This is a genomic window from Paraoerskovia marina DSM 21750 (genome assembly GCF_000701465.1).
GTDB classification, from domain to species: domain Bacteria; phylum Actinomycetota; class Actinomycetes; order Actinomycetales; family Cellulomonadaceae; genus Paraoerskovia; species Paraoerskovia marina.
The window spans coordinates 422,113-448,169 of record NZ_JNIY01000004.1; the positions used below are offsets into that span (position 1 = coordinate 422,113).

A 26,057-nucleotide genomic window follows, 5' to 3' on the forward strand; every position below is an offset into this window, starting at 1 on the left:
GGGGGTCAGAAGTCGAACGTGACGAGCTCGAGCACCTCGTCGGGGGCGCCGTCGCAGGCGCTGTCGCCGCCGGAGTCGTCGCCGCGGATCACCGCGCCGGTGCGCCACCGGTCGAGAAGCGTGCACGGGTGGGAGATCCCGAGCCCGACGACGTCGCCGGGGCGCACTTGCGCGGTGGTGGGCGTGCGGTCGGCGGGGGAGTCGTCGAGTCGCAGGTACAGGTGCTGGTCGTTGATCCCCGTGACGGTCGCGCCACGCAGCTCCTGCGGTGCGGACCACGTGTCGTCGGCCAGGGTTCGCAGCCACAGCGGTGTGGGGAGGTCGATGTCGTCGGCGACGTCGCGGCGCCCGACGTTGCAGATCGCCAGCCCGGGCTCGGGGACGGAGACGACCTGGGTCCACACGGTGGCCGCCGCATGCATGGGACTCCGTGCGGGCAGACGGTCCCAGGGGTCCATCCGTGCGCAGTACCCGTGGTCGTGGATGACGTAGGCGCCCGAGCGCACGACGACGCGGGTGGGGTGCTCGCGCCCGTCCGGCGTGGTCACGGGGCCAGGGAGCTCCGCGAGGACGACGTCGAGGTACGACGACCCTCCCGCGCTGACGACGACGGGGGTGTCGTCCGGGACGAGGCGGTCGCGCACCATCGCCGTGGCGACCTCGCGCAGGCGACCGCACCACGCGGCGACGGCGTCGAGGTCTTCCGGCCCGGTGCCGTGGGCCACGCTGCCCTCGTAGCCGGCAGCGCCCAGCAGCCGCAGGCCCGAGGCGGCCACGGCTCGCGCCAGGTCGCCCGCCTCTGCGGCGGAGCGGACGCCCGTCCGCCCCTCGGGAACGCCCACCTCGACGAGGACGCCCAGGCGCGCCAGCACGTCGTCGTGCGCCCCGCTGAACGCGCGGGACAGGAGACCGACGCCCTCGGTCGAGTCGACGTAGAGCCAGACCTCGAACGGGGTCCCACCCGGCCGCAACGACTCCTCGAGCTCCCGGCGCAGCCACCGCAGCTCGCGGGGGTCCGTCAGCTCGTTGGCGAGGAAGAGGTTCTCCCGGCCCCAGGAGCGGGCCGTCCGCAGCTGGCCGGGGGTCGCGACGGTCAGGCCACGGGCGCCGGCCGCGAGCTGGCGGGCCGAGATCTGCCGGGACATCGTCGTCTTGACGTGCGGGGCGTGCTCGACGCCGAACGCCGCACAGGTCTGGGCCATCAACGCGATGTTGTGGTTCAGCGCCGTGTCGTCGAGGGTCAGCAGCGGCCACGCGAACGGGTCATCGACGATCCGGGGCTGGTCCGCCAGCAGGGCGGCAGCCGCGTGATCGCGGTCCAGGCGGAGCCCCTTGGTGCGGGGGCCGACGACGATCGTCACGGGGAAGTTCCTTCTCTCTCGGGTGCACGACGACCCTCCGGACGAAGCGCACGGCCGGGAAGCTCGCCCGTCAGGTGCCCGTCCCGGAGGACTCGGACCCCGCCCACCAGCACGTCCTCGACACCCACGGCCGGGCGGCGCGGGGCGTCGTAGGTCGCGACGTCCTGCACCTCGTCGGGGTTGACGAGCGCCAGGTCGGCGACGGATCCAGGAACCAGCCTCCCACGTCCCGCGAGTCCGAACCTCGCGGCCGGGCGCGTCGAGAGGTGATGGCGGGCCTCGGACCATGTCCAGTCGCCGCGGACACGAACGTGCTCGGCGAGGAAGCGCGCGAACGTGCCCCACCCCCGCGGGTGCGGCATCCCGCCACCGTAGATCGCGTCCGACCCGCCGACGTGCGCCGGGTGCCGCAGGAGCGCCCGCACCGACTCGGCCGAGTTCGTCGGCGGCTGTGCGAACACGCAGCCGGCGCGCAGCCCGGACGAGACCAGCAGCTCGACCGCGGCCTGCGCGGGAGAGAGGCCCAGCTCGGCGGCGACCGCCGGGAGCGAGAGTCCCTCCGACCAGCGCAGGGGTCCGGGGACGTTCGCCATCGTCACCCGCTCCCACAGGTCGGCGAGACCTGGGAAGTGCTCCCGGTGCAGACGGTCCAGCACGGCCGGGTCCCCGAGCATCCGCACCGCCCGCTCGCGGTCGGCGACCGGCAGCCACGTCGGGAGGGCCACCATCGACAGGATCGAGCAGCCGCGCAGGTACGGGTACGAGTCGAAGGTGACGTCGAGACCTCGCGCCAGCGCGTCGTCGACGTACGACGCGAGCTCGGCCGCCGGGCCGTGGTAGTGCGAGACGTGGGTGCCCACCCCCGAGGCCGACGCGATCCGCATCAGCTCGGCGAACGCCGTACCAGCCCGGTCCTCGTAGCCGCGCATGTGGCTCACGTGCGGGAGACCGCGGGCCGCGGCGACGCGGGCGACCGCCACGAGCTCCGCCTCGTCCGCATAGGCCGCCGGGACGTACTCCAGCCCGGTGGACACGCCGCACGCGCCGTCGTCGAACGCCTGCTCGGTCAGAGCGACGATCCGGGCGAGCTCGTCGGCGCTCGCGGGCCGGTCGGCGTTGCCCGTGACGGCGTAGCGGACCGTTCCGTGGGGGACCAGCGTCGCGACGTTGATCGGCGTGGTGCCGTCATAGGTGGCGAGAAGCTCCGCGATCCCGCCGCCGGAGAACGTCGGGTGGTCGCCGTTGATCGCCGCGAAGTAGCCGGCGGCCCAGCGGCCCGCGTCGGGGCGTGCGTCGCCGTCGGGGTGGGACGGGTCCGCCGTGGGGGCGAAGGACACGCCGTCCTGGCCGACCACGATGCTGGTGACGCCCTGACGGAGCATGGCGTGCTGGACGTCCTCGTCCAGCACCGCGGCCTCGCCGTGGACGTGGGCGTCGACGAAGCCCGGCATCGCCACGCGGCCGGCCGCGTCCAGGACCCGGACGCCCGCGGGCACCCGCATCGCCCCCGACGGGGCCACCTGCGTGACGGTCCCGTCGACGATCGAGAGGTCCGCCGGCGCCGACAGGCCGGTGGGGGACGTCTCGTGCGGGAGGACGGCGCCGCGGACCAGCAGCGTCGAGCTCGGTGCACTCATCCGCGCTCCCCGGTCTCGTTGCCCTCGTCGTCCTCGCGCCAGCCGCCCGCGCCGGACCACCCGGCCGCCGCCATCTCGGCGGCGAGGTCGCGGGGGAATCCCTGCACACCGGGTCGTGTCTGCCAGGGATGCGGGCCGTCGAGCGGCCGGTACTCGACGCCCGCGGCGTCGAGCCGGGGCAGGTGGTGGGTGCGCAGGCGTGCCATGAACTCCGCTGACACGGCGCTCCCGGGGCTGCGGTCGGTCGGAGGCGACCAGACCGCCTCGGCGAACGCGGCGAGGCGCGGCCAGGCCGTGTAGTCGACCCGGCGCGGGGAGTCGAGGTACTCGGCCCAGACCTCCGCCTGCCCCCCGAGGAGCAGGCCGACCCCCGGTCCGCCAGGCTCGGCGGAGGGGTCCAGCATGGGGTGCTCGGCCAGGAGCTCGGGGGGAAGCGGGTCGAACGCGAGCACGTCCTCGACCGTCCGGACGAACCCGGCGGGGATCGGCTCGTCCTCCCGGTCGGAGGCCCGGTGGTCGAGGTAGACCACCTGTTCCGGCGCCATCACGACGTCGTGGCCCGCCTCGAGCGCCCGGGCTCCCGCGGCGAGTCCGCGCCAGGAGGTGACGACGGCGTCGTCGGGCAGGAGGGGGCCGAACCCCTCGTCCCACACGATCGCACGGCGACCGCGTGCTGAGACGTGCCGGGCGAGCCCGGCGAGGAACCACCCGTGGAGCGCGGCGACGTCGGGCAGGCCCAGGCGCTCGGCCCGCGCGACGATCTCGGTGTCCTGCCGCCACAGGCTCGTCGGCACCTCGTCGCCGCCGATCGCGATCCACGGTGAGTCGAAGATCTCCAAGACCTCGTCGAGCACGTGGCCGAAGAACTCGAGGGTCGCCTCGGACGGGTCGAGGACCTCCGTGCTGACCCCCCAGGTGGTGCGGACGCTGTGCGGCTGCTTGCGCGTCCCCAGTTCGGGGTAGGCCGCGACGGCCGCCTCGACGTGGCCGGGCACGTCGATCTCGGGCACGACCGTGACGCCGCGGGCCCTCGCGTAGGCGACGATCTCCCGCAGGTCGTCCTGGGTGTAGAAGCCGCCGTGGGGCCGGCCGTCGAACACGCCCGCACGCCAGGTGCCCACGTTCGACTCGGTGCGCCACCCTCCGACCTCGGTCAGGCGCGGGTAGCGCTCGATCTGGACGCGCCAGCCCTGGTCGTCGGTCAGGTGCAGCTGCAGGACGTTGAGGTGGTGCGCGGCCGCGAGGTCGACGAACCGCAGCACCTCGCGGGTGGGCAGGAAGTGCCGCGCGACGTCGAGCAGCACGCCGCGCCACGCGAAGCGCGGGTGGTCCTCGACCTCGCACGCGGGGATCTCGAGCCGGGTGCCGGGCAGCGCCGTGGCCCGGAACGCGCGGGGCCCGGCGAGCTGGCGCAGGGTCTGGACCGCGGCGAGGGCTCCGGCCGCGTCCGGCGCCGTGACGTACACGGCGTCGGTGGTCACCGTGAGGCGGTACCCGCCCGCGGCGACGGCGGACCCGTCCGCAACCTCGAACCGGACGTGCGGTGCCCGCAGCGAACCGGTGGGGTCGACGCTCTCCGGTGCCGAGGGGCCGTCGGTCCGGACCGACACGTCGACGTCGAAGGCCGTCGCGACGTCGTGCGCCCAGCGTCGCGCCGCGAGGACGAGCGTCGGCGCGGCGACCACGTCGACCCGGCCCGTCGGGGCCCAGACGCCGACGGCGCGGCGGAAGCTCGCAGGGGCGGGGACAAGGCCGGGGTCGTCGTCGAGAGGCACGGCCACGAGCGTAGACGACTGACGGGCATTCGGTAGGCCTCCACGCAAAACCTTGCACCCCTCGATCCGTGCGCAAGTCACGCAAGCGGCTTGCGTCCTCCTGTAGTGTCGTGAGCATGTCGAGACGTCTGGCCGAGGTGGCCGCCAAGGTGGGTGTCAGCGAGGCGACCGTGAGCCGCGTCCTGAACGGGAAGCCGGGGGTCTCGCAGGCGACACGTGACTCCGTCCTGACCGCGCTGGACGTGCTCGGGTACGAGCGGCCGACCAAGCTGCGCGGTGAGCGCGGCAGGCTCGTGGGGCTCGTGCTGCCCGAGCTCGCGAACCCGATCTTCCCGGCGCTCGCCGAGGTCATCGGCGGTGCGCTCGCCCAGCAGGGCTACACCCCGGTGCTGTGCACCCGCAGCGCGGGCGGGATCAGCGAGTCCGAGTACATTGACCTGCTCCTGACCCAGCAGGTCTCGGGGGTTATCTTCGCCGGCGGCCTGTACTCGGAGCGTGCGGCCGACCATGCGCACTACGAACGTCTGAGCGCGCTCAACCTTCCGGTCGTCCTGATCAACGCCTCGATCGAGGAGCTCGACTTCCCGCAGGTCTCGTGCGACGACCTCATCGCGATGCACCAGGCCCTGGGGCACGTGATCTCGCTGGGGCACCGCCGGATCGGCTTTCTTCTGGGGCCCGCGGACCACGTGCCCTCGGAGCGGAAGCTGGCCGCGGCGCACGAGTTCGCCGAGCGTCGGGGCGTCGTACTCGACCCGGACCTGATCGTCCACAGCCAGTACTCGTTGGAGAGCGGGCAGGCCGCCGCGACCCGGCTCGTCGAGCGCGGGGCGACCGCGGTGGTCGCGGCCAGCGACCCGCTCGCGCTCGGTGCGGTGCGGGCGGCGCGTCGCGTCGGGCTGCAGGTGCCCCACGACGTCTCGGTGGTCGGCTACGACGACTCGGCGCTGATGAACCTGACCGACCCGGCACTCACGACCGTGCGGCAGCCGATCGACGCGATGGGTCGCGCGGCCGTGGACCTGCTGGCGGCGATGGTCGGCGGCGGCGACGTCTCGAGGGACGAGCTGCTCTTCGAGCCGGAGCTGGTGGTCCGCGGGTCGACGGCGGCCGCCCCGGCCTCCACGGGTCCCTGACGGCCGCACCGCCTCCGCAGAGCCGTCCTGTCCCTCCAGGCAGGGCGGCTTCGTCGTTTCCGTAGCGAAGTTGAGCACCAAGGATCGCAGTTGTGTAACGCTGCTGTTGATTTCTTGCGTTGATCCTGTCAACTGATTACTGTGACCAACATGACGACGACGTCCCGCGACGCCACCTGGTGGCGCAACGCAGTGATCTACCAGGTGTATCCGCGCAGCTTCGCCGACGGGAACGGGGACGGCACCGGAGACCTCCGCGGACTCCGCGAGCGGCTGCCCTACCTGCGCGACCTGGGGGTCGACGCGATGTGGCTGACGCCCTGGTACCTCTCGCCGCTCGCCGACGGCGGGTACGACGTCCAGGACTACCGGGCGATCGACCCCGCCTTCGGGACGCTCGCCGAGGCCGAGGCGCTGATCGGCGAGGCTCGCGAACACGGGATCCGCACGATCATCGACGTCGTGCCCAACCACGTCTCCTCCGAGCACCCGTGGTTCCGGGCCGCGCTCGACTCCGCGCCGGGGTCGCGGGAACGTGAGCGCTTCTGGTTCAGGGACGGCACGGGTGCCGACGGTGACGAGATGCCGACGCAGTGGGTCTCCAGCTTCCAGGGGTCGACGTGGACGCGGACCACGAATCCCGACGGGACGCCGGGGCAGTGGTACCTGCACCTGTTCACCCCCGAGCAGCCCGACCTGAACTGGACCGACGACGAGGTCCGGCGCGAGCACGAGGACGTGCTGCGCTTCTGGTTCGACCGCGGCGTGGCCGGGATCCGGATCGACTCCGCCGCGCTCCCCGCCAAGGACCCGACGTTCCCCGAGCTGCCCGAGACCTTCACCGACGGGTCGCACCCGCACCTGGACCGCGACGAGCTGCACGACATCTACCGGTCCTGGCGCGCGGTCGCCGACGAGTACGAGGAACCCGGCGTGCTCGTCGGCGAGATCTGGCTCCCGGACCCCGCGCGGTTCGCCCAGTACCTGCGTCCGGACGAGATGCACACGGCGTTCAACTTCGACTTCATGACCCGGCCGTGGAACGGCAAGCAGCTGCACGAGGCGATCCGGACGACGCTCGAGGCGCACGCCCCCGTCGGTGCGCCGGCGACCTGGGTGCTCTCGAACCACGACATCACGCGTCCCGTGACACGCTACGGCCGCGAGGACACGTCGTTCGACTTCCTCAAGAAGCGGTTCGGCACGCCGACGGACCTCGCCCTCGGCGAGCGCCGTGCGCGGGCCGCCGCGCTCCTGACCGCGGCGCTGCCCGGGTCGCTCTACATCTATCAGGGGGACGAGCTCGGGCTGCCCGAGGTCGAGGTTCCTCGCTCGGCCATCCAGGACCCGATGCACTTTCGTTCGGAGGGTGTCGACCCCGGGCGTGACGGGTGCCGGGTCCCGCTCCCGTGGACCCGGTCGGGCGTCAACGCAGGCTTCTCCCCGGACGGTGCGACGGCGGAACCCTGGCTCCCGCTCCCCGACGGGTGGGAGGAGCGGTCCGTCGAGGCCCAGCAGGACGACCCCGGCTCGATGCTCTCGCTGTACCGCTCGGCGCTCGCGGTGCGACGCCGCGACCCCGGTCTCGCGTCCGAGGCGTTCGCCTGGGTGGAGACGCCGTCCGACGACGTCATCGCCTTCGCGCGTGGCGACCACCTGGTCTGCGTCGCCAACCTCGGGGCCGACCCGGTCCCGCTGCCCGAGGGCGCCGAGGTCGTCCTGGCGAGCGCCGAGCTCGTCGACGGCCAGGTTCCTCGGGACACCGTCGCCTGGTACCGCCCCTGACCACGTTCTCTCGACCGCACGACCACCCTGTCCGCAGCACGACCGCACCGACCGTCGGTACGGAACCGATCAAGGAGTGACGATGACGTCATCACGCCGCACACTGGCTCTCACCCTCGTGGGCGCCCTGACCCTGTCCGCCCTCGCGGCCTGCAGCTCGTCCGACGACGAGGCCGCCGAGGGCGACACCGCCGCCACCGACGAGGCCGTGACCATCCAGGTGGCCATGGACGAAGGGCTCGAGCAGGGAGCGATCGACGCGTTCAACGAGCGCATCGAGCAGTTCGAGTCCGAGCACGAGAACATCACGGTCGAGGCCCAGGAGTACAACTGGGTGGGCACGACCTTCACGGCCGACCTCGCCGGCGGCACGCTGCCCGACGTCTTCACGGTGCCGTTCACGGACGGGCGCGGACTCATCGAGCGTCAGCAGATCGCCGACGTGTCCGAGCAGATCGCGGAGCTCCCGTACGCCGGGGACTTCAGCGAGACCGTCGCCTCGGCCGGGCAGGACGCGGACGGAAAGCAGTGGCTCGTCCCCATCGCCGCCTACGGTCAGGGCCTGCACTACAACCGTGCGCTGTTCGAGGAGGCGGGGCTCGACCCCGACGCTCCTCCGACGACGTGGGACGGCATCCAGGAGGCGGCCCGGACGATCTCGGAGAAGACGGGTCAGGCCGGCTACGCCGAGATGACCACCTCCAACACCGGCGGCTGGATCCTCACCACGCTGGTCTACTCGCTGGGGGGCCGTGCCGAGAGCGTCGACGGGGAGACCACGACGGCGACGATCAACACGCCGGAGTACACCGAGGCGCTCGAGATGCTGCGGTCGATGCGCTGGGAGGACGACTCGATGGGGTCGAACTTCAACCATGACTGGGGCACGAGCCACGCCGACTTCGCCGCGGGCAAGATCGGGATGTTCATCTCGGGCGGGGGCGACTACGGCAACCTCGTGACCCAGAACGCGATGCCCGAGGCCGACTACGGCGTCACCGTCCTGCCGCTCGAGGGCAGCGATCCCGCAGTGCTCGGTGGCGGCACACTGGCCGCGGTGAACGCCAAGGCCACGCCCGCCGAGCAGGCGGCAGCCGTCGAGTGGATCGACTTCTACTACATGGAGAAGCTCACCGACGAGGACGCCGCCGTCGCGGACGCCCAGGTCACCGCCGACCAGGGCCAGCCGGTCGGCGCGCCCGTCCTGCCGGTCTTCGACAAGGCGACGTACGACGAGTCGCAGGAGTGGATCGCGGACTACGTCAACGTCCCGCTCGAGCAGTTCGCCCCGTACTCCGACAACATCTACGACCAGCCGCTCGCCGCCGAGCCGCCGGTCGCCACGCAGGACCTGTACGCGGCGCTCGACCCCGTGGTCCAGGCGGTCCTGACCGACGAGGACGCCGACATCGACCAGCTGCTCTCCGACGCGGAGACGAACATCCAGGGAATCATCGACGCCTCCTGACCGGTCCGGCCGCCCCAGATCCCCGGGGCGGCCGGTGCTGTCCCCTCCGCCGCGCTGCCGACCACGACCCGAAAGGCCTCGACCGTGACCACCACCGTCGTGTCCCAACCCCCCGACGCGCCGCCCGCGCACGCGCCGGTCTCGTCGATCATGTCCGCCCGACGGCGCCGTCGGCGCACCCCCGTGACCTGGGTGCGCGGCGGCGGGCTCAGCACCCTGATCCTCGGCCTCCCGCTGCTGGTGATCTTCGGGCTCTTCTCCTGGTTCCCGATCGTGCGAGCGACCGTGATGAGCGTCCAGACGACCAACCTCGTCACAGCGCCGGTGTACGTCGGCCTCGACAACTTCACCGCGGTGCTCGCCGACCCGCTTCTCGGCACCGCCGTGACGAACACGCTGTACTTCGCACTCCTCGCGCTGGTCTTCGGCTATCCGGCGCCGCTGGTCGTGGCCGTCCTGATGAGCGAGGTGCGCCGCGGCAAGGGAGTGTTCTCGGCGCTCGCGTACCTGCCCGTCGTCGTGCCGCCGGTGGTCGCGGTACTGCTCTGGAAGGTGTTCTACGACGCCTCTCCCGACGGCGTCTTCAACACGATCGTCGGCTGGGTCGGGCTCGGCCCCTTCCCGTGGCTGCAGGACCCGTCGTGGGCCATGCCGTCGTTGGTGCTCGAGGCGACCTGGGCCGCGGCCGGCGGCACCATCATCATCTATCTCGCGGCGCTGACCGGAGTCGCGCCCGAGCTCTACGACGCCGCCGAGGTCGACGGTGCAGGGGTCTGGCGCAAGGTGTGGCACGTGACCCTGCCTCAGCTGCGAGGGATCCTCTTCATCACCCTGATCCTGCAGGTGATCGGTACCGCCCAGGTCTTCCTCGAGCCGTACCTGTTCACCAACGGGGGGCCGGCGAACTCGACCACGACGATCATGCTGATGATCTACAACTACGCGTTCCAGTTCGGCGACTACGGCAAGGCGACGGCGCTGAGCCTCATGCTCGCGGCCGTCCTCGCCGTGCTCTCGACCGTGTACTTCAAGGCGACCTCATCCTGGAGCAAGTGATGACCGACCACGTCTCTTCGCCCGTCGCCCCCACGGGTGCGAGGCCTCGCAAGGCACGGAAGGCCGGCTCGGCGGCCGCCGACCGCGGCATCCTCTCACCGTCGGACTGGCGCCGGCGGGGCGTCGGCAGCTGGCTCCGACTGTCCCACGTCCTGCTCTTCGCCGGACTGGTGGTCGGCGGCCTCGGGCCCATCCTGTGGCTCGCCAAGTCGGCGGTCACCCCGACCCAGGACACCCTGCGCACCCCGATGGCGATCTTCCCGAACGGCGTCGACTGGGCGAACCTCGCGACCGCGTGGACCCGGTTCGAGATCGACCTGTACTTCTACAACACGATCGTCCTGGCGCTCGGGTCGTGGCTGATCCAGGTCCTCGTCGCGGCCACCGGCGGGTACGTGCTCTCGGTCCTGCGTCCCGCATGGGGGAGGGTCGCGACGGCGCTCGTCCTCTCGACCCTGTTCATCCCTGCCGTCGTGCTCCTGGTCCCGCTCTACCTCACCGTGCTCGACGTGCCGGTCGTGCACGTCTCGCTCATCAACAGCTGGTGGGGCGTGTGGTTGCCCGCCGGGGCGAGCGCGTTCAACGTGATCCTCGTCAAGCGGTTCTTCGACAACCTGCCACGGGAGATCTTCGAGGCGGCGCGTGTCGACGGCGCCGGGCCGTTCCGCGTCGCCTGGTCGATCGTGATGCCGATGTCCCGGCCGATCCTCGGTGTCGTGTCCGTCTTCGCGGTCATCGCCGCCTGGAAGGACTTCCTCTGGCCGCTGCTCGTGCTCCGCGACCCGGCGAAGCAGCCGCTGTCGGTGCGACTCCCGGCGCTGGCCAACTACGTCGAGCTCGACGTCTTCCTGGCGGCGCTCGCGATCTCCACCGCGCTGCCGATCGTCATCTTCCTCGTCTTCCAGCGGATGTTCCTCTCCGGTGCGGGGCTCGGGGGCGCGGTCAAGGGCTGACGCGGGTGCCGGCAGGCCGGCCCGGCGAATCTGACGCGCTGTCGCATCGACGTCACATCGCCGAGGTCGAGGATCGGGCGCACAGCACGTCGGACCCGGTGCATGATGGATGCATGGCCAACGCTCTGCCCTATGACGCCCTGCTCCTGTACTCCTTCGGCGGCCCGAACGAGCCCGCCGACGTCGTGCCGTTCCTGCGCAACGTCACCGCCGGCAAGGGGATCCCTGACTCGCGGCTCGAGGAGGTCGGTGAGCACTACTACGGGTTCGGGGGAAAGAGCCCGATCAACGAGCAGAACCTCGCGCTCAAGGCGGCGCTCGAGGCGGAGCTCGCGGCACGGGGGATCGACCTGCCGGTCGTCTGGGGCAACCGCAACTGGGCCCCGTACACGGACGACGCGATCACCGAGCTCGAGTCGATCGGGGCCCGGCGGGCGGTCGCCCTCGTCACGTCGGCCTACTCGTCGTACTCGGGCTGTCGCCAGTACCGCGAGGACCTCGCGGTCGTCCTCGACAAGCGCGGTCAGCTCGACGAGACCGGCTCGACGGGGGTCCAGTTCGACAAGATCCGCTCGTACTTCAACCACCCCGGGTTCGTGCAGGCGAACGTCGACGCGATCGTCGAGGCGTTCGGCGACCTCGCGGCCAAGGGCGGGGACGCCTCCGCCGCCCGGCTGATGTTCGTCACGCACTCCATCCCCGACACCATGGAGGCCGCGAGCCGCATCTCCGGCGCCACATACTCCGCGCAGCACCTCGACGTCGGCGCCGAGATCGCGGTCCGGGTGGGCCGTGAGCTGGGCCGCGAGGTCGAGTGGGAGCTGTCGTACTGCTCCCGGTCCGGTCCGCCGAGCCAGCCGTGGCTCGAGCCGGACGTCAACGACCTGCTCACCGAGCGGGCGGGCGAGGGGCTGCGCGACGTCGTCCTCTCTCCGATCGGTTTCGTCTCCGACCACATGGAGGTCGCCTATGACCTCGATACGGAGGCGATGGAGACGGCCACGGAGCTCGGCATGAACGCCGTGCGCGCCGGGACGGTCGGCACGCGCGCTCCCTTCGTCGAGGGGCTCGTCGACCTGCTTCTCGAGCGGGCCGCGATCGCGCGCGGCGAGGACCCCGACGAGCGCGCCGTCGGGTCGCTCCCGGCGTTCCGCAGCGTCTGCGCCCCCGGGTGCTGCCTGCGGCGCGACGCCGAGCCGACAGGGGTTCCCGCCCTGTGCTCGGGCGACCTCTACTCCTGACCACCCGGCCCCGGCCGGCCATCTGAACCGAGAGGCAACACCCCATGACCGAGCAGCCCGCAGCGCCCGACGGCCACGTCAACGTCGACACCGGTCAGGTGGTCGACCACGACGCGATCAACGCATCGATCCGGTACACGATGTGGTCGGTCTTCTCGCTGACGGAGACGCTGCCCGAGAACGACGTGGAGCGGGCCGCGGTCGTCGCGGCGGCCGAGCGGGCCGTCGGGGCGACCGACGTGGACGCGGCCTCGACCGACGCCGAGCTCGTCGTGCGGGGCTGGTACGACGTCGGCGGGCTGAGCGCGAACGCCGACCTGATGCTCTGGGTGCACGGGCCGTCGATCGAGTCCGTGCAGGGCGCGTACCAGCGCCTGCGCGCCTCGGTGCTGGGGCGGGCGCTGAACCCGGTGTGGTCGGTGGCGGCGCTGCACCGCCAGGCCGAGTTCAACCGCGGTCACGTCCCGGCGTTCCTGGCCGGTGAGCAGCCGCGGGACTACATCTGCGTGTACCCGTTCGTGCGCTCCTACGAGTGGTACCTGCTCCCGGACGCAGAGCGCCGGACGATGCTGCGCGACCACGGACTGGCAGCCAAGGACTACAAGGACGTGCGGGCCAACACGGTCTCGGCGTTCGCGCTCGGCGACTACGAGTGGATCCTCGCGTTCGAGGCGGACGAGCTCCACCGGATCGTCGACCTCATGCGTGACCTGCGCGCCACCGAGGCGCGTCGGCACGTGCGCGAGGAGGTCCCGTTCTACACGGGACCCCGCACGACGCTCGCCGACTGGGCGGCCCGCCAGCCCCTCGCCTGATCGTTCAAGATGCTCAGCATGCTGAGGTTTGCCATGATCGGAGCATGAGCACAGACGATACTTCGCAGGTCTCCGACGCCGCGACGACGACGGGCGACGGTCCGACGCGTGCGGACCGTGTCCGGCAGGTCACCGTCCTGATCGGCGCCGTCGTCGCGATCGCGGGTGCCGCCGTCGGCTCCGGGGCGGCCGGCGGTCAGCCCATCCAGGACGCCGCCGGGGGCGCTCTCGCCGCCGACGCCACGGTGCTCGCACCCGACTCCCCGGCGTTCTCGATCTGGTCCGTCATCTACGCGGGCCTCGCCGTCTTCGCCGTCTACCAGGCGCTGCCCGCGCAGGCCACCAACGACCGTCTCCGGTCCGTCTCGTGGTGGGTGCTCGCGTCGATGCTGCTCAACGCCGCATGGATCGGGGTGATCCAGGGCGGGTGGCTCTGGCTCAGCGTCGTCGTGATCGCGCTGCTCGTCGCGGTGCTCGCGGTGATCCTCGTCCGGCTGGTGCGGATCCCCGCCGGCGGGTGGTTCGAGTCGCTGGTCACCGACGGAACAGTGGGGCTGTACCTCGGGTGGGCGTCGGTCGCGACGCTCGCTGACGTCGCCGCGACGCTGACCGCGGAGGACATCGGCACGTCGGCCGACGCCAGCATCTGGGGCGTCGTCGTGCTCGGCGCCGGGACGGCACTCGCGATCGCCTACGCGATCTTCGCGGCGTCGCGCCCGACGGTCGCGATCGCTATCGGTCTCGCGATGGCCTGGGGCATCGGGTGGATCAGTGCCGGTCGTTTCAACGGGCCCCTGATCGACGAGACGGTCGCCGTCGCCGCGGCCGTCGCGGCCGCGGTCGCCCTCGTCGCCCCGCTCGTGACGGTCGGGATGCGTCGGCGCGGCTGACGGACAAACACGCGCGTGCCCGCCATCCTGAGAAATATGCGGACACGTGCGCACCACGCGACCCCCGGCGACGACGTCCGGCGGGCCGCCGTCATCGTCAGCGTCGTCCTCGCGGTGTGCGCGGGCCTGTGGAACCGCGAGCCTCTCGACCCCTCGGCGACGCTCCTGGCGCCCGCCGAGGAGGCGGACCTCGGCCGCTACGTCCTCCTCGCCGGACTCGCGGTGCTCGCGACCTACCAGACCCTCCCGTTGCAGGCCGCACGCGCGCGGATGCGTGCCACCGGCTGGTGGGTGGCGGGGGCGGCGCTCGCCCTCGCCGTGGCGCAGACGATGCCGGACGGCGCGGTGACGGGCGGCGCCATGGTCCTCGCGGCCGCCGCGTTCCTCGGAGCCGCCGCGGGCCTCGTCCGCGACGGTGCCGAGCGGCGGACGGAGGCGATCACCGTCGACCTGGTCGTCGGCCTGGGAGTCGGGTGGTCCCTCACGACGGCGGCGAGCACCGTCGCCGCGGCACTCGCCGACGCCGGCCATCCCGTCCGTCGCACGACGGCGCTCGCGGTCGTCGGTGCCCTGGGCCTGGCCGTGGTCGTCGTCGCGCACTGGGCTGCCGCCCGCACGTGGCTCGCGGCGGGGACGGGGCTCGGCGCCGCCTGGACGCTCGGCTGGATCGCGGTCGCACGGTTCGCCGACGTCCCCGGTGACGAGACTGTCGCCGTCGCGGCCGCAGGGATCGCCTCGATCGCGTTCGTCAGCCCGTGGGTCTCAGTGCTGCGGGAGCGTCCCGTCGGCTGATCCGGCCGGGACCTCGACGTAGTGCTCGACGACGGGTTTCGGCTCGTAGAAGTGATGCAGCAGCTCGCGCCAACGCGGGAACTGCGCCGACCTGCGGAACCCCTCCTCGTGCGCCTCGACGGACTCCCACTCGACCAGCAGCAGGTAGGTCGAGCTCGACTCGACGCCGCGTGAGAGCGTCAGGTCGAGGAAGCCGGGCTGCTGGGCGATCAGCGGGCGGGCCTCGACGAAGGCCGCCTCGAAGGCGGCCTCCTGACCGGGGCGGACGGGCAGGAGTGCGTGCTCTCGGATCATGCCCGGATACTACGCACCGCGCGGTGCCGGGCGGGGTGCGGTCCGTCGCCCGCCCGGCACCGGCAGGTCACGGGTAGAGGCCGCGGATCTTGTGCGCCTCGGAGACACGTTGGACACCGATGGCAAGCGCGGCGTCGCGCAGGCGGATGTCCTCGCGGCGGGCGAGCGCCGCGACGTCCGCATACGCGGAGTGCATCCGGTGCTCGAGCTTCTCGGCGATCTCGTGCTCGGCCCACCAGTACGCCTGGTTGGCCTGGACCCACTCGAAGTAGGAGACGACGACGCCGCCCGCGTTGGCGAGGATGTCCGGCACGACGACGATCCCGTTCTTCGCGAGGATCCGGTCGCCCTCGCCGGTGGTCGGTCCGTTGGCGCCCTCCACGACGAACCGCGCCCGGACGGTCGGCGCCGTGCGCTCGTCGATCACGCCCTCGACGGCGGCGGGGACGAGCACGTCCACCTCGAGCGCGAGGAGCGCGTCGTTGTCGATCGGGTCGGACTCGGCGAAGCCGACCACGGAGCCGGTGGCGACGAAGTGCTCCATGAGGGCCGGCATGTCCAGGCCCTCGCGGTTGATCACCCCGCCGTACTGGTCGCTGACGGCCACGACGGTGGCCCCCTCGGCGGCGAAGATCTCGGCGGCGTGCCCGCCGACCTTGCCGAAGCCCTGGATGGCGATCCGCGCCTCGGCCAGGTCGACTCCGGCCTCGGTGAGCACCGCGCGCGTCGTGTGCACGACACCGGCGGACGTCGCGGTCGCGCGTCCCAGGGACCCGCCGACGGCGATCGGCTTGCCGGTGACCACGGCCGGGATCGTGTATCCCTGGCTGACGGAGTAGGTGTCCATCACCCAGGCCATCGTCTGCTCGCTCGTGCCCATGTCCGGCGCCATGATGTCGACGTCGGGGCCGATGACCGGCTTGATCTCGCTGGTGTATCGGCGGGTCACCCGTTCCAGCTCGGACTCGGAGTGCTCGCGCGGGTCGATGGTCACGCCGCCCTTGGCGCCGCCGTACGGCAGGTCGACGATGGCGCACTTCCACGTCATCCACATCGCCAGGGCACGGACCTCGTCGATGTCGACGCTCGGGTGGAACCGCAGACCGCCCTTGCCGGGGCCCCGGGAGACGTTGTGCTGCACCCGGTACCCGCGGAACAGGACCGTCGACCCGTCGTCGCGTCTGAGCGGCACGCTCACGTGCACCTCGCGACGCGGGACGGCGAGCATCTCGTGCATCCCCGCGTCGAGGTCGAGCATGGAGACGGCGCCCGAGAGCTGGGCGAGCGCGGTGCCGAGCGGGCCGCCGCTCGCGGCGATCGAGTCGGGTGCGCTGGTGGTCACTGTGGACACGGGTCCTCCGGGTACGAGGTCGACCGATGCCGCCGGGTCAGCGGCATCGCTGATGCGCCCAACGTACAACGCCGGCCGGTGGTCAGGCCCGTCGAGCGGCGACGCACAGGAATCCCTCAGGAACCCCATGCCGTCCTCCTGGATCCGGTGTCTAGACAGGAGGCATGACGAAACGACGGACTCGCAGAACGCTCGTCGCCTCCGGGGTGGCGGTGACCCTCGCACTGGGTGGCAGCGCGGCCTGGGCGCTCGACCGGTTCGTGGTCGAGCACGTCGAGATCGCCGACGTCTCGAGCTACGAGGCGGAGCAGTCGGCCGACGCGACGGATGCGGACTCGGCCAGCGCCGAGGACCCCATGATCGAGATCGAGACGGTCGTGGAGGGCACGGGGGACGAGACCGTGACGTACTACGTGGCGGACGTCGTCCTCGACGACATGACACAGCTGCGCTCCGCCTTCGCCGAGGACCAGTTCGGGCAGAACATCATCGCCGACACCTCCGAGATCGCCGAGGACCACGACGCGATCTTCGCGATCAACGGCGACTACTACGGGTTCCGCGACACGGGGATCGTGATCCGCAACGGCGTCGTGTACCGCGACGAGGGGGCGCGCGACGGGCTGGCCTTCTATCGCGACGGCCACGTCGAGACCTACGACGAGACGACGACGGACGCCGAGACGCTCGTCGAGGACGGTGTCTGGAACACCCTCTCGTTCGGCCCGGTGATCCTCGAGGACGGGGAGATCCCCGACGGGATCGAGGACGTCGAGGTCGACACGAACTTCGGGAACCACTCCATCCAGGGCGAGCAGCCGCGCACGGCGATCGGCGTGATCGACGAGAACCACCTGGTGTTCGTCGTCGTCGACGGGCGCAGCCCCGGCTACAGCGCGGGCGTCACCATGACCGGTCTCGCCGAGATCATGCAGGGCCTCGGGGCGACGACCGCGTACAACATCGACGGCGGCGGGTCGTCGACGATGTACTACGACGGCGAGGTCGTCAACGACCCGCTCGGCAAGGGTGAAGAGCGCGGGACCTCCGACATCCTCTACATCGCCGAGTGACGGGCACCCCGATGCCGACACAGACCTCCGCCGTCGTCCTGATCCCCGCGCTGGAGCCCGATCACCGGCTGCTCGCGCTGGTGGCCGACCTGCGGCGCACGGCGCCCGACCTGTCCGTCCTCGTGGTGGACGACGGCTCCGGGGCCGGGTATGCGACCGTGTTCGACGACGTCGCCGCGCTGGGCGCCGACGTCGTCGCCGACCCGGTGCCGGGAAACCACGGCAAGGGCCACGCCCTCAAGCTCGGGATCCGCGAGGTCGAGACCCGGTACCCGGGGGCCGACGTCGTGTGCGCCGACGCCGACGGGCAGCACACGGTGCAGGACATCCTCCGCGTGGCGGGCCACGTCCGGCCGGGCACGGCTGTCGTCGGCGGTCGGCGCTTCGTCGGTGACGTCCCGCTGCGCAGCCGCGTGGGAAACGCGGTCTCGCGCAGCCTCTTCCGGCTCGTGACGGGCCTGCGGGTCCACGACACCCAGACCGGCCTGCGCGCGTACCCGGCGTCGCTGCTGCCGTGGCTCCGGAGCATCCCGGGGGAGCGGTTCGAATACGAGCTCGCGGTCCTCCTGCAGGCGCCCCGGGACGGGGTCGACGTCGACGAGGTCGAGATCGAGACGGTCTACCTCGACGAGAACGAGTCGTCGCACTTCCGACCCGTCGTCGACTCGCTCCGGATCCTCGCGCCCCTGCTCCGGTTCGTCGGGACCGGCGTCGCGTCCTTCGGCGTCGACGTCCTGATGCTCCTCCTGCTGCAGGCGCTCACCGGATCCCTCCTGCTCTCCGTCGTCGGCGCGCGGATCGTCAGCGGCTCGGTGAACTTCTTGCTCAACAAGTTCGTCGTGTTCCGGTCGACGGACCACCGGGCGACGCGCGCGGAGGCAGCACGCTACGTCGCCCTCGCCGTGTCCCTCGTGGTTGCGGGGTACCTGATGCTGCTCGGTCTCCAGACCCTGGGCGTCGCGCTGCTGCCCGCCAAGCTGCTCACCGACGGGATCCTGTTCTTCGTCGGGTGGGCCGTGCAGCGTCGGCACGTCTTCCGCACGGGCGGCTCCGGTCTCGACGAGCTCGACCGGCGCGACGGGCGGGTGACGGCGGTCGAGCCCGTCGAGACCAGCGCGACGGTCTCGACGGGCGGGTGACGGCGGTCGAGCCCGTCGAGACCGTTCAGCGCCGCGAGCGCCGTCGGAACGACGCCGGTGTCTCCCCGGTCAGGCGGGCGAACGTCCGGGTGAACGACGGCTGGTCGTAGAACCCGGAGTCGCTGGCGACGTCGACGATCGGCAGGTCGGTGCTGGTGAGCAGCTCCGTGGCCCGGTCGACGCGGGCACGCAGGACGAGCTGGCGGGGCGTGAGGGAGAAGACGCGGCGCACACGGCGCGTGAGGGAGTCGGGGCTGCACCCGGCGAGTCGGGCGAGCTCGGCGGTCGTCAGCGGGGAGCCGAGGTGCGCGTCGATCCCGGCGGCGAGGCGCGTCATGGAGTCCATGGTGGCGTCGTCCGCGTCGGACTCGTGCAGGTCCTGGGAGACGGAGACCAGACCGACGAGCTCGCCGCGCACGTCCCGGACGGGCAGCTTGGACGTGAGGAACCAGCCGGGGGTGCCGCCGAGCCGCCGGATGAGCTCGAGCTCGTTGCGCAGCGGGTCTCCGGTGCGGATCACCTCGGCGTCCTGGTGGGCGTAGCGCTCCGCGAGCTCGGGGACGAACAGGTCGGCGGCGGTCCGGCCGACGACGTCGCGGCGGGACTTGGCGTTGGTGCGCCCGACGAAGACCCGGTTGACGGCGACGTACCGGCCGGACGGCGTCTTGGCACAGAACATCGTCTGGGCGAGCTGGTCCATCAGGGCGATCATCACGGGGCTCAGGGCGCCCAGGAGCCGCTCCGCGCCGTCAGCGCCTGCATCGGCGACGAGCCCCGCCGCGGGCAGGGGCGGGGGAGTCGGCTCGGCGTTGTCGTACACAGGGACTATTTGAGCCCGGAACGTACAAGACGGCACGTCAGGACAGGATGCACAGTGGAGTATGAGCAGCCACACTTTCTCCAGCCCGGCGGTGACGGATCTCGACATGGTGGAGTCGGCGGTCGACCTCGCCAGGTCCTGGGTCGCCGCTGCGGACGCCGACCAGAACCGCTCTGAGCAGGCCACCGCAGGCCGGCTCGGCGCTCTCGTCTCCGACCCGAAGGGTCTGGAGCTCGCCGTCCGGTTCGTCGACGACGTCGCCCGCCCCCACGACTCGGCGGTCGCCGCCAAGCAGCTCAACCGGCTCGGCGACCTCGCCGGGCACGCGCAGGGCTTCCTCGGGCCCGTCGACCGGCTGATGCTCCGGGCCGGCGGGGCGCTCGCGCCCGGTCTGCCCGGCGTCGTCGTCCCGGCCGCCCGGATCAGGCTGCGCCAGCTCGTCGGGCACCTCGTCGCGGACGCGGGGCCCGGCCTCGGCAAGCACCTGGCGCGCACCCGCGAACAGGGGTACGCGCTCAACGTCAACCTTCTCGGCGAGGCCGTGCTCGGCGAGGCCGAGGCGCAGGCCCGCCTCGACCGGACGATCGCGCTCGTCGAGCGCCCCGACGTCGACTACGTCTCGGTCAAGGTCTCCTCGGTCGCCTCCCAGCTCGTCACGTGGGACCTGGAGGGGTCGCGCGACCGTGTCGTCGAGCGGCTGCTCCCGCTCTACCGGGCCGCCCAGGAGCACGGGGTGTTCCTCAACCTCGACATGGAGGAGTACCGCGACCTGGCGCTGACGACCGCCGTGTTCCGGACGGTGCTCAGCCGTGAGGAGTTCCACGGCCTGGAGGCCGGTATCGTCCTGCAGGCCTACCTCCCGGACGCGCTCGGGGCGCTCGACGAGCTCACCGAGTTCGCCACTGCCCGCGTGGCCGACGGCGGCGCACGGATCAAGGTCCGGCTCGTCAAGGGCGCCAACCTCCCGATGGAGCACGTCGAGGCCGAGAGCCATGGCTGGCCGCTCGCCCCCTACGGGTCCAAGCCCGAGGTCGACGCCAACTACGTCCGGCTCCTCGACCACGCACTGCGTGCCCCCCGCACCGACGCGGTGCGGATCGGTGCTGCCTCCCACAACCTCTTCCACGTGGCGCTCGCGGTGCTGCTCGGGCGCGAGCGCGGGGTCTCCGAGGCCCTCGACGTCGAGATGCTGCAGGGCATGTCCCCGGCCGAGTCCCGTGCCGTGCGCGACGAGGTCGCGAAGGACGGGGGCCGTGTCGTCCTCTACACGCCGGTCGTTCGGGACGAGGACTTTGACGTCGCGGTCTCCTACCTGGTCCGACGCCTCGAGGAGAACTCCGCGGTCCAGAACTTCGTGCACTCGATGTTCGCCCCGGAGCCCGAGGGTGACGTCCCGACGCCCATGGACGGTCAGGAGGCGGCGTTCCGGGCGTCCGTCGAGGGCGGCTTCGGCGAGCCGGGGGACGCGGTCGTGCCCCGCCGGCAGGAGCGTCAGGAGCAGAACCCCGCCGAGCTCCCGGTCGACGGGTTCGAGAACGTCGCCGACACCGACCCTGCTGTCGCCGCCCACCGCGCGTGGGCCCGGCGGGTGGTCGCGGGCGAGGGCTACGGTCCGGTGCAGGCCGCGGAGATCGACTCGCTCCCCGAGATCGACGCCGCCGTCGCGCGCGCCGACCGCGCCGCGCAGGTCTGGTCCGAGGTCTCCACCGCCTGTCGTGCACGGGCGCTGCGCGCTATCGCCCGGCGGCTGGAGGAGGCACGCACCGACCTCGTGACGGCGCTCGTGCACGAGCCCGGCAAGACCGTGGCCGAGGCCGACCCGGAGATCAGCGAGGCGATCGACTTCGCCAACTACTACGCGCGTGCCGCCGAGGAGCTCGACGAGGTTCCCGGTGCGACCTTCACGCCCGACGGCGTCACGCTCGTGACCCCGCCGTGGAACTTCGCGGTGGCGATCCCTGTCGGTGGAGTCGTGGCCGCGCTCGCGGCCGGGTCCTCGGTGCTCGCCAAGCCCGCGCCGCCCACCCCACGGTGCTTCGAGATCGCGATCGACGCGATCCACGCGGGCCTGCTCGACGTCGCCCGTGAGTGTGCCGAGGGGACGGCGGACACGGCGTTCGACGAGCAGGTCGCCCGTGACGTCGTGCAGTTCCTCCGCGTCCCCGACGGTGACGCGGGCCAGCACCTCGTCACCCACGAGGGCGTCGCCCGCGTCGTCCTGACCGGAGCCCTCGAGACCGCCCAGCTCTTCGCGGGGTGGCGTCCCGAGCGGCCGCTGTTCGCCGAGACCTCGGGCAAGAACTCCCTCGTCGTCACGCCCGCGGCGGACATCGACCTCGCGGTCGCCGACCTCGTACGGTCCGCCTTCGGGCACGCCGGGCAGAAGTGCTCGGCCGCGTCGCTCGGCATCCTGGTCGGTTCGGTCGGAGACCCGCGGACCGAGACGGGCCGTCGGTTCCGCCGCCAGCTCGTGGACGCCGTCCGGTCGCTCGTCGTCGGCCCGGGCACCGACCTCGCGACGGTGATGAACCCGCTCACGGAGCCCGCGAGCGGAAAGCTCGAGCGTGCGCTGACGACGCTCGAGCCGGGAGAGTCCTGGCTCGTCCGACCGCGGCAGCTCGACGACGACGGCAAGATGTGGACCCCCGGGCTCAAGGAGGGCGTCGCCCCCGGCTCGTTCTTCCACGAGACGGAGGTCTTCGGCCCCGTCCTCGGGCTGATGACGGTCGACACCCTCGACGAGGCGCTCGCGCTGCAGAACCACGTCGACTACGGCCTCACCGGCGGGATCCACAGCCTCGACACGGACGAGGTCGACCACTGGCTCGACCGCGTCGAGGTGGGCAACGCCTATGTCAACCGGCACATCACCGGGGCGATCGTCCAGCGGCAGTCGTTCGGCGGATGGAAGGCCTCGGCCGTGGGCCCCGGCGCCAAGGCGGGCGGGCCCAACTACGTCGCGCAGTTCGGCACCTGGCACGACGACGCCGCCCTGCCCGACCGCGACACCGACCCCGACGCGTGGTTGGCCTGGGCGGAGGCGGACGACGAGCACCAGTGGGTGCGCGAGTTCGGCGTCGAGCACGACCCGAGCGGGCTCGTGGCCGAGTCGAACGTCTTCCGCTACCGGCCGGTGGACCGGCTGACGATCCGCGTCGGCGACGGCGCCAGGCCCGTGGAGGTGGCACGCGTGCTGTCGGCGGCCCGACGTGCCGGCGTCTCCGCACGGGTGGTGCGCAGCGGCGCCCACGGCACCAGCGACGCCGAGTTCGCCGAGCAGGTACGCCGCGGTCGGGTGACCGGACGCGTCCGCGTGGTCGGCGACGTCGTCGGTCTGCGCGAGGCCGCCGCCGAGCGTGTCGGATTCGTGACGGTCCTCGACCAGCCGGTCGTCGCCAGCGGGCGTCGCGAGCTGCTGGCGGTGCTCCACGAGCAGGCCGTCAGCCGCACGCTGCACCGCTACGGCCACGTCATGCAGCGCGACTGACCCGTCCCCTACGATCGACGGTATGACCACGGCATTCGTCCTCGGCGGCGGCGGCGTCCGCGGAGCCGTCCACATCGGGATGATCCGCGCGCTCCTCGAGCGAGGGATCACGCCCGACCTGGTCGTCGGGACGTCGATCGGTGCGATCAACGGCGCGGCGCTCGCGAAGACACCGCGTCTCGAGGTGGTCGACCGTCTGCTCACGGCGTGGTCGTCCGACACCGCGAGCCGGGTGTACGGCGAGTCGTGGTTCCGCCAGGTCCAACGACTCGCTCGCACGCGGACGCACCTCAACGACCCCGACACGCTCAGGGCGCTCCTCGTCGGGGTTCTCGGCGAGGGGCTCACGTTCGCGGACCTCGAGGTTCCGCTCGTCGTCTGCGCGGCGAGCATCGAGAAGGCCGAGGAGCACTGGTTCACCGAGGGCCCGCTGCTCGACGCCGTGATGGCGTCGGCGTCGGTCCCCGGTGCGCTGCCGCCCACCGAGATCGACGGCGAGCACTTCGTCGACGGGGGGATCGTCAGCTCGATCCCTCTGGGTGAGGCGGTGCGCCGGGGCGCGGACCGCGTCTACGTCCTGCAGGTCGGCCGCATCGACGAGCCGCTCTACGCGCCGAAGACCGCCGTCGACGTCGCCAAGGTGACCTTCGAGATCTCCCGCCGCCACCGCTTCTCCCGGGACCTGAAGAACGTCCCCGAGGGCGTCGAGGTCCACGTCCTGCCCGCCGGCGGTCCCCAGCCCGGGGACGAGAAGGTGGGCGCGTTCCGCCGACTCGACGCGACCCGGGCCCGGATCGACGCCTCCTACGAGTCCTCGGCCGAGTATCTGGACGCCCGGTGAACGTCGCCCCACCTCCTTGGTGGGTCCGCAGGTTCGTCCTCGCGCCCGCGATGGTCGCGATCGCGGTCCTGCTCGCGCCGACGAGCATCCTGCTGGTCCTGCTCGCCCTCGCGGTCGTCAGCTGGGCGCTGCCCGGCCGCCTCCGGGCACCGCGGATGGCCTGGATGACCGTGTTCTACATCCTGTGGGAGGCCACGGCCCTGCTGGGGTTCTTCGGCATCTGGGTGGCGTCCGGGTTCGGGTACGCGATGGACCGCAAGGCGTTCCGCTCCGTGAACCTCCGGTTCGCCGCGTGGATGGTCAAGGTCCTCTTCTGGCAGGTCCGCTGGACCCTGCGGCTGCGCATCACCATCGACGCGGACGAGATCCGCGGACTCGACGGCGTGCCCGCGGTCGTGGTCAGTCGCCACGCCGGCCCGGGGGACTCGTTCGTCCTCGTCGACGCGCTGCTCAACGTCGCCCGGCGTGAGCCCCGGATCGTCCTGAAGGACACCTTGCGGTGGGATCCGGCGATCGACACCCTGCTCAGCCGGATCCCCGCGGAGTTCGTCGTGCCGCACTCGCGACGCGCCGCGGACGACCCGGGCGGGAGCGAGGCTGTCGGAGACCTGGCACGGACGATGTCGGACGACTCGGCGCTCCTGCTGTTCCCGGAGGGCGGGAACGTCACGCCGCGGCGCCGGACCGCGCGGATCGCCGCGCTGCAGGACGCCGGGCAGTCCGACCTCGCGGCGATGGCCGCGGCGATGCCGCACGTCATGGCGCCGCACGTCGGCGGATTCCTCGCGGCGCTCGACGCCTGCCCGCGCGCCGGGGTGGTCGTCGTGGCGCACACGGGGCTCGAGAAGCTCGTGACCTTCGGAGACATCTGGCGCGAGCTGCCGATGGACAAGCACATCGTGATGAAGGGCTGGTCGACCGCTCCCGGGGTCCTGCCCGTCGGTGCCGACGACCGCGGCACGTGGCTCTTCAGCGAGTGGGCGCGCGTCGACGGCTGGATCGACGCGACGACGGCCGAGCTCGAGCGGGAGAAGACCGACCCCCGTCGGCGGACGTCACGCCGGGTGCGGGCGGCGCAGCGCGGCTAGCGACCCGTCAGGACGACTCGCGCACGACGAGCTCGACCGGGAACGACGTCTGCGCCGGCGGCGTGTCGTCCGCCACGAGTGCGAGAACCGTGTGCGTCGCCAGGTTCGCCAGCTCGATCACGGGGTTGCGGATCGTCGTCAGCGGGGTCGCGGCGTTGGCGGCGATCCCGAGGTCGTCGTACCCGACGACGGCGACCTCGCCGGGAACGTCCCGCCCGGCCTCGCGGAGCGCGCGGAGCGCACCCGAGGCCATCAGGTCGGAGGCGACGAAGACCGCGTCGAGGTCCGGTGCGACGTCGAGAAGCCTGCGCATCGCCGCGGCACCACCCTCGCGGGTGAAGTCGGCGTGCTCGACACGGCCCGCGTCGAGCCCGGCCCCCTCGACGGCCGAGCGCCACCCGGTGAAGCGGTCCACACCGGCCGTCATGTCGAGCGGACCGGTGACGGTGGCGATGCGGGTCCGGCCCCGGTCGATCAGGTGCTGGGCCGCGGTGCGCCCGCCCTCCACGTTGTCCATGTCGACGTACCGGAGCGTGTCGGAGTCGTCGAAGGGTCGGCCGACGAACACGGACGGGATCCGCGTGTCGAGCAGTGCCGACTCGAGTCCGTCCTCGCGGTGGTGCGAGGTGACGATCGCGCCGTCGACGTGGCCCGACTGGAGGTAGCGGGCGATCCGGCCCGAGCTGTCGCCCGGGCGCGCCATCACGAGGACTAGCTGGAGGTCGCTCGCCCCGAGCGCGGCATTGACGCCGCGCAGCGTTCCCGAGAGGAACGGGTCGTTGAGGATCCGCTCGTCGGGCTCAGGCACGACGAGCGCGATCGAGTCCGTCCGGCGCGTGACGAGGGACCGGGCCGCCCGGTTCGGGGAGTACCCGAGCCGGGCGACGGCGTCGTCCACCGCCTGCTGGGCCTCGGGCGACACGCGACTGCCGCCGTTGATGGCCCGCGAGGCCGTCGACCGCGAGACTCCCGCGGTGCGCGCGACCTCGTCCAGGGTGGGGGTGCTCGACATCATGGCTCTATCCTGCCTGAACCTTGCCGGTAGGCAGGATTCG

21 protein-coding genes are annotated in these 26,057 nt (G+C 72.2%); 14 read left to right on the forward strand and 7 right to left on the reverse strand.

Annotated elements, in window-relative coordinates; translation table 11 throughout:
• Positions 1–5 precede the first annotated feature (5 nt).
• From Q343_RS0108075 to Q343_RS0108085, 3 genes are read right to left on the reverse strand one after another with little or no spacing between them, the layout of a single operon-like run.
• Complete coding sequence (locus tag Q343_RS0108075) at positions 6–1,361, reverse strand: type III PLP-dependent enzyme domain-containing protein (RefSeq protein WP_248616781.1); 1,356 nt, start codon at positions 1,359–1,361, stop codon at positions 6–8.
• Positions 1,358–2,998: an N-acyl-D-amino-acid deacylase family protein gene (locus tag Q343_RS0108080; RefSeq protein ID WP_052367012.1), complete on the reverse strand. Its 1,641-nt coding sequence runs from the start codon at positions 2,996–2,998 to the stop codon at positions 1,358–1,360. Before Q343_RS0108080 ends, Q343_RS0108075 begins: the two co-directional genes overlap by 4 nt.
• Positions 2,995–4,773 (reverse strand): beta-N-acetylhexosaminidase, encoded by a 1,779-nt coding sequence (locus tag Q343_RS0108085; protein WP_029253076.1) that lies wholly within the window; start codon positions 4,771–4,773, stop codon positions 2,995–2,997. Before Q343_RS0108085 ends, Q343_RS0108080 begins: the two co-directional genes overlap by 4 nt.
• Positions 4,774–4,889: 116 nt before the next feature.
• Here Q343_RS0108085 and Q343_RS0108090 point away from each other — a divergent pair, with 116 nt between their 5' ends.
• The 9 genes from Q343_RS0108090 (at position 4,890) to Q343_RS0108130 (ending at position 14,909) form a co-directional block, all read left to right on the forward strand.
• Entirely contained in the window at positions 4,890–5,909 is a 1,020-nt protein-coding gene (locus tag Q343_RS0108090) for a LacI family DNA-binding transcriptional regulator (RefSeq protein WP_029253077.1), read from the forward strand.
• A gap of 150 nt (positions 5,910–6,059) precedes the next feature.
• Entirely contained in the window at positions 6,060–7,694 is a 1,635-nt protein-coding gene (locus Q343_RS0108095; RefSeq protein WP_029253078.1) for a glycoside hydrolase family 13 protein, read from the forward strand.
• Between the two features lie 82 nt (positions 7,695–7,776).
• A complete protein-coding gene (locus Q343_RS0108100) occupies positions 7,777–9,162 on the forward strand; it encodes an ABC transporter substrate-binding protein (protein ID WP_029253079.1) in 1,386 nt (461 codons plus the stop codon).
• 150 nt (positions 9,163–9,312) lie between these two features.
• Positions 9,313–10,218: a carbohydrate ABC transporter permease gene (locus Q343_RS0108105; RefSeq protein ID WP_211248991.1), complete on the forward strand. Its 906-nt coding sequence runs from the start codon at positions 9,313–9,315 to the stop codon at positions 10,216–10,218.
• Positions 10,218–11,171, forward strand: coding sequence for a carbohydrate ABC transporter permease (locus tag Q343_RS0108110; RefSeq protein WP_052367013.1), 954 nt, complete (start codon positions 10,218–10,220; stop codon positions 11,169–11,171). Before Q343_RS0108105 ends, Q343_RS0108110 begins: the two co-directional genes overlap by 1 nt.
• 113 nt (positions 11,172–11,284) lie before the next feature.
• Entirely contained in the window at positions 11,285–12,412 is a 1,128-nt protein-coding gene (locus Q343_RS0108115) for a ferrochelatase (protein ID WP_029253082.1), read from the forward strand.
• Positions 12,413–12,456: 44 nt separating this feature from the next.
• Positions 12,457–13,227, forward strand: coding sequence for a hydrogen peroxide-dependent heme synthase (gene hemQ / locus Q343_RS0108120; protein ID WP_029253083.1), 771 nt, complete (start codon positions 12,457–12,459; stop codon positions 13,225–13,227).
• Positions 13,228–13,271: 44 nt separating this feature from the next.
• The gene (locus Q343_RS0108125; RefSeq protein ID WP_052367014.1) at positions 13,272–14,117 is read left to right on the forward strand and encodes a hypothetical protein; all 846 of its coding nucleotides are present in this window, start codon (positions 13,272–13,274) and stop codon (positions 14,115–14,117) included.
• 36 nt (positions 14,118–14,153) lie between these two features.
• A complete protein-coding gene (locus Q343_RS0108130) occupies positions 14,154–14,909 on the forward strand; it encodes a hypothetical protein (protein WP_029253085.1) in 756 nt (251 codons plus the stop codon).
• Here Q343_RS0108130 and Q343_RS0108135 read toward each other — a convergent pair.
• Both Q343_RS0108135 and Q343_RS0108140 read right to left on the reverse strand, forming a co-directional pair.
• Positions 14,880–15,203: an antibiotic biosynthesis monooxygenase family protein gene (locus Q343_RS0108135; RefSeq protein WP_029253086.1), complete on the reverse strand. Its 324-nt coding sequence runs from the start codon at positions 15,201–15,203 to the stop codon at positions 14,880–14,882. The genes Q343_RS0108130 and Q343_RS0108135 overlap by 30 nt on opposite strands.
• Positions 15,204–15,270: 67 nt before the next feature.
• Positions 15,271–16,554, reverse strand: a complete 1,284-nt coding sequence (locus tag Q343_RS0108140; protein ID WP_407946472.1) for a Glu/Leu/Phe/Val family dehydrogenase — start codon at positions 16,552–16,554, stop codon at positions 15,271–15,273.
• Between the two features lie 164 nt (positions 16,555–16,718).
• On the opposite strand from Q343_RS0108140, the gene Q343_RS0108145 reads away from it, so the two are divergent.
• Both Q343_RS0108145 and Q343_RS0108150 read left to right on the forward strand, forming a co-directional pair.
• The gene (locus tag Q343_RS0108145; RefSeq protein ID WP_029253088.1) at positions 16,719–17,627 is read left to right on the forward strand and encodes a phosphodiester glycosidase family protein; all 909 of its coding nucleotides are present in this window, start codon (positions 16,719–16,721) and stop codon (positions 17,625–17,627) included.
• 11 nt (positions 17,628–17,638) lie between these two features.
• Entirely contained in the window at positions 17,639–18,766 is a 1,128-nt protein-coding gene (locus Q343_RS0108150; RefSeq protein WP_081829745.1) for a bifunctional glycosyltransferase family 2/GtrA family protein, read from the forward strand.
• Positions 18,767–18,791: 25 nt separating this feature from the next.
• Here Q343_RS0108150 and Q343_RS0108155 read toward each other — a convergent pair whose 3' ends face one another.
• Positions 18,792–19,586, reverse strand: a complete 795-nt coding sequence (locus Q343_RS0108155; protein ID WP_248616782.1) for a helix-turn-helix domain-containing protein — start codon at positions 19,584–19,586, stop codon at positions 18,792–18,794.
• Positions 19,587–19,647: 61 nt separating this feature from the next.
• On the opposite strand from Q343_RS0108155, the gene Q343_RS0108160 reads away from it, so the two are divergent.
• The 3 genes from Q343_RS0108160 to Q343_RS0108170 are packed head-to-tail and all read left to right on the forward strand — an operon-like array spanning position 19,648 to position 25,002.
• Entirely contained in the window at positions 19,648–23,073 is a 3,426-nt protein-coding gene (locus Q343_RS0108160; protein WP_043109797.1) for a proline dehydrogenase family protein, read from the forward strand.
• 22 nt (positions 23,074–23,095) lie between these two features.
• A complete protein-coding gene (locus tag Q343_RS0108165; protein ID WP_029253092.1) occupies positions 23,096–23,914 on the forward strand; it encodes a patatin-like phospholipase family protein in 819 nt (272 codons plus the stop codon).
• Positions 23,911–25,002, forward strand: a complete 1,092-nt coding sequence (locus Q343_RS0108170) for a 1-acyl-sn-glycerol-3-phosphate acyltransferase (protein ID WP_248616783.1) — start codon at positions 23,911–23,913, stop codon at positions 25,000–25,002. The genes Q343_RS0108165 and Q343_RS0108170 overlap by 4 nt, the downstream gene beginning before the upstream one ends.
• 7 nt (positions 25,003–25,009) lie before the next feature.
• Here Q343_RS0108170 and Q343_RS0108175 read toward each other — a convergent pair whose 3' ends face one another.
• Positions 25,010–26,017 (reverse strand): LacI family DNA-binding transcriptional regulator, encoded by a 1,008-nt coding sequence (locus Q343_RS0108175; RefSeq protein WP_029253094.1) that lies wholly within the window; start codon positions 26,015–26,017, stop codon positions 25,010–25,012.
• Positions 26,018–26,057 lie beyond the last annotated feature (40 nt).

Coding starts and splice junctions, on each gene's coding strand:
- Q343_RS0108080 (WP_052367012.1), bottom strand. CDS start 2,998: ATGAGTGCACCGAGCTCGACGCTGCTGGTCCGCGGCGCCGTCCTCCCG.
- Q343_RS0108090 (WP_029253077.1), top strand. CDS start 4,890: ATGTCGAGACGTCTGGCCGAGGTGGCCGCCAAGGTGGGTGTCAGCGAG.
- Q343_RS0108095 (WP_029253078.1), top strand. CDS start 6,060: ATGACGACGACGTCCCGCGACGCCACCTGGTGGCGCAACGCAGTGATC.
- Q343_RS0108100 (WP_029253079.1), top strand. CDS start 7,777: ATGACGTCATCACGCCGCACACTGGCTCTCACCCTCGTGGGCGCCCTG.
- Q343_RS0108105 (WP_211248991.1), top strand. CDS start 9,313: ATGTCCGCCCGACGGCGCCGTCGGCGCACCCCCGTGACCTGGGTGCGC.
- Q343_RS0108110 (WP_052367013.1), top strand. CDS start 10,218: ATGACCGACCACGTCTCTTCGCCCGTCGCCCCCACGGGTGCGAGGCCT.
- Q343_RS0108115 (WP_029253082.1), top strand. CDS start 11,285: ATGGCCAACGCTCTGCCCTATGACGCCCTGCTCCTGTACTCCTTCGGC.
- hemQ (WP_029253083.1), top strand. CDS start 12,457: ATGACCGAGCAGCCCGCAGCGCCCGACGGCCACGTCAACGTCGACACC.
- Q343_RS0108125 (WP_052367014.1), top strand. CDS start 13,272: ATGAGCACAGACGATACTTCGCAGGTCTCCGACGCCGCGACGACGACG.
- Q343_RS0108130 (WP_029253085.1), top strand. CDS start 14,154: ATGCGGACACGTGCGCACCACGCGACCCCCGGCGACGACGTCCGGCGG.
- Q343_RS0108135 (WP_029253086.1), bottom strand. CDS start 15,203: ATGATCCGAGAGCACGCACTCCTGCCCGTCCGCCCCGGTCAGGAGGCC.
- Q343_RS0108145 (WP_029253088.1), top strand. CDS start 16,719: ATGACGAAACGACGGACTCGCAGAACGCTCGTCGCCTCCGGGGTGGCG.
- Q343_RS0108150 (WP_081829745.1), top strand. CDS start 17,639: ATGCCGACACAGACCTCCGCCGTCGTCCTGATCCCCGCGCTGGAGCCC.
- Q343_RS0108160 (WP_043109797.1), top strand. CDS start 19,648: ATGAGCAGCCACACTTTCTCCAGCCCGGCGGTGACGGATCTCGACATG.
- Q343_RS0108165 (WP_029253092.1), top strand. CDS start 23,096: ATGACCACGGCATTCGTCCTCGGCGGCGGCGGCGTCCGCGGAGCCGTC.
- Q343_RS0108175 (WP_029253094.1), bottom strand. CDS start 26,017: ATGATGTCGAGCACCCCCACCCTGGACGAGGTCGCGCGCACCGCGGGA.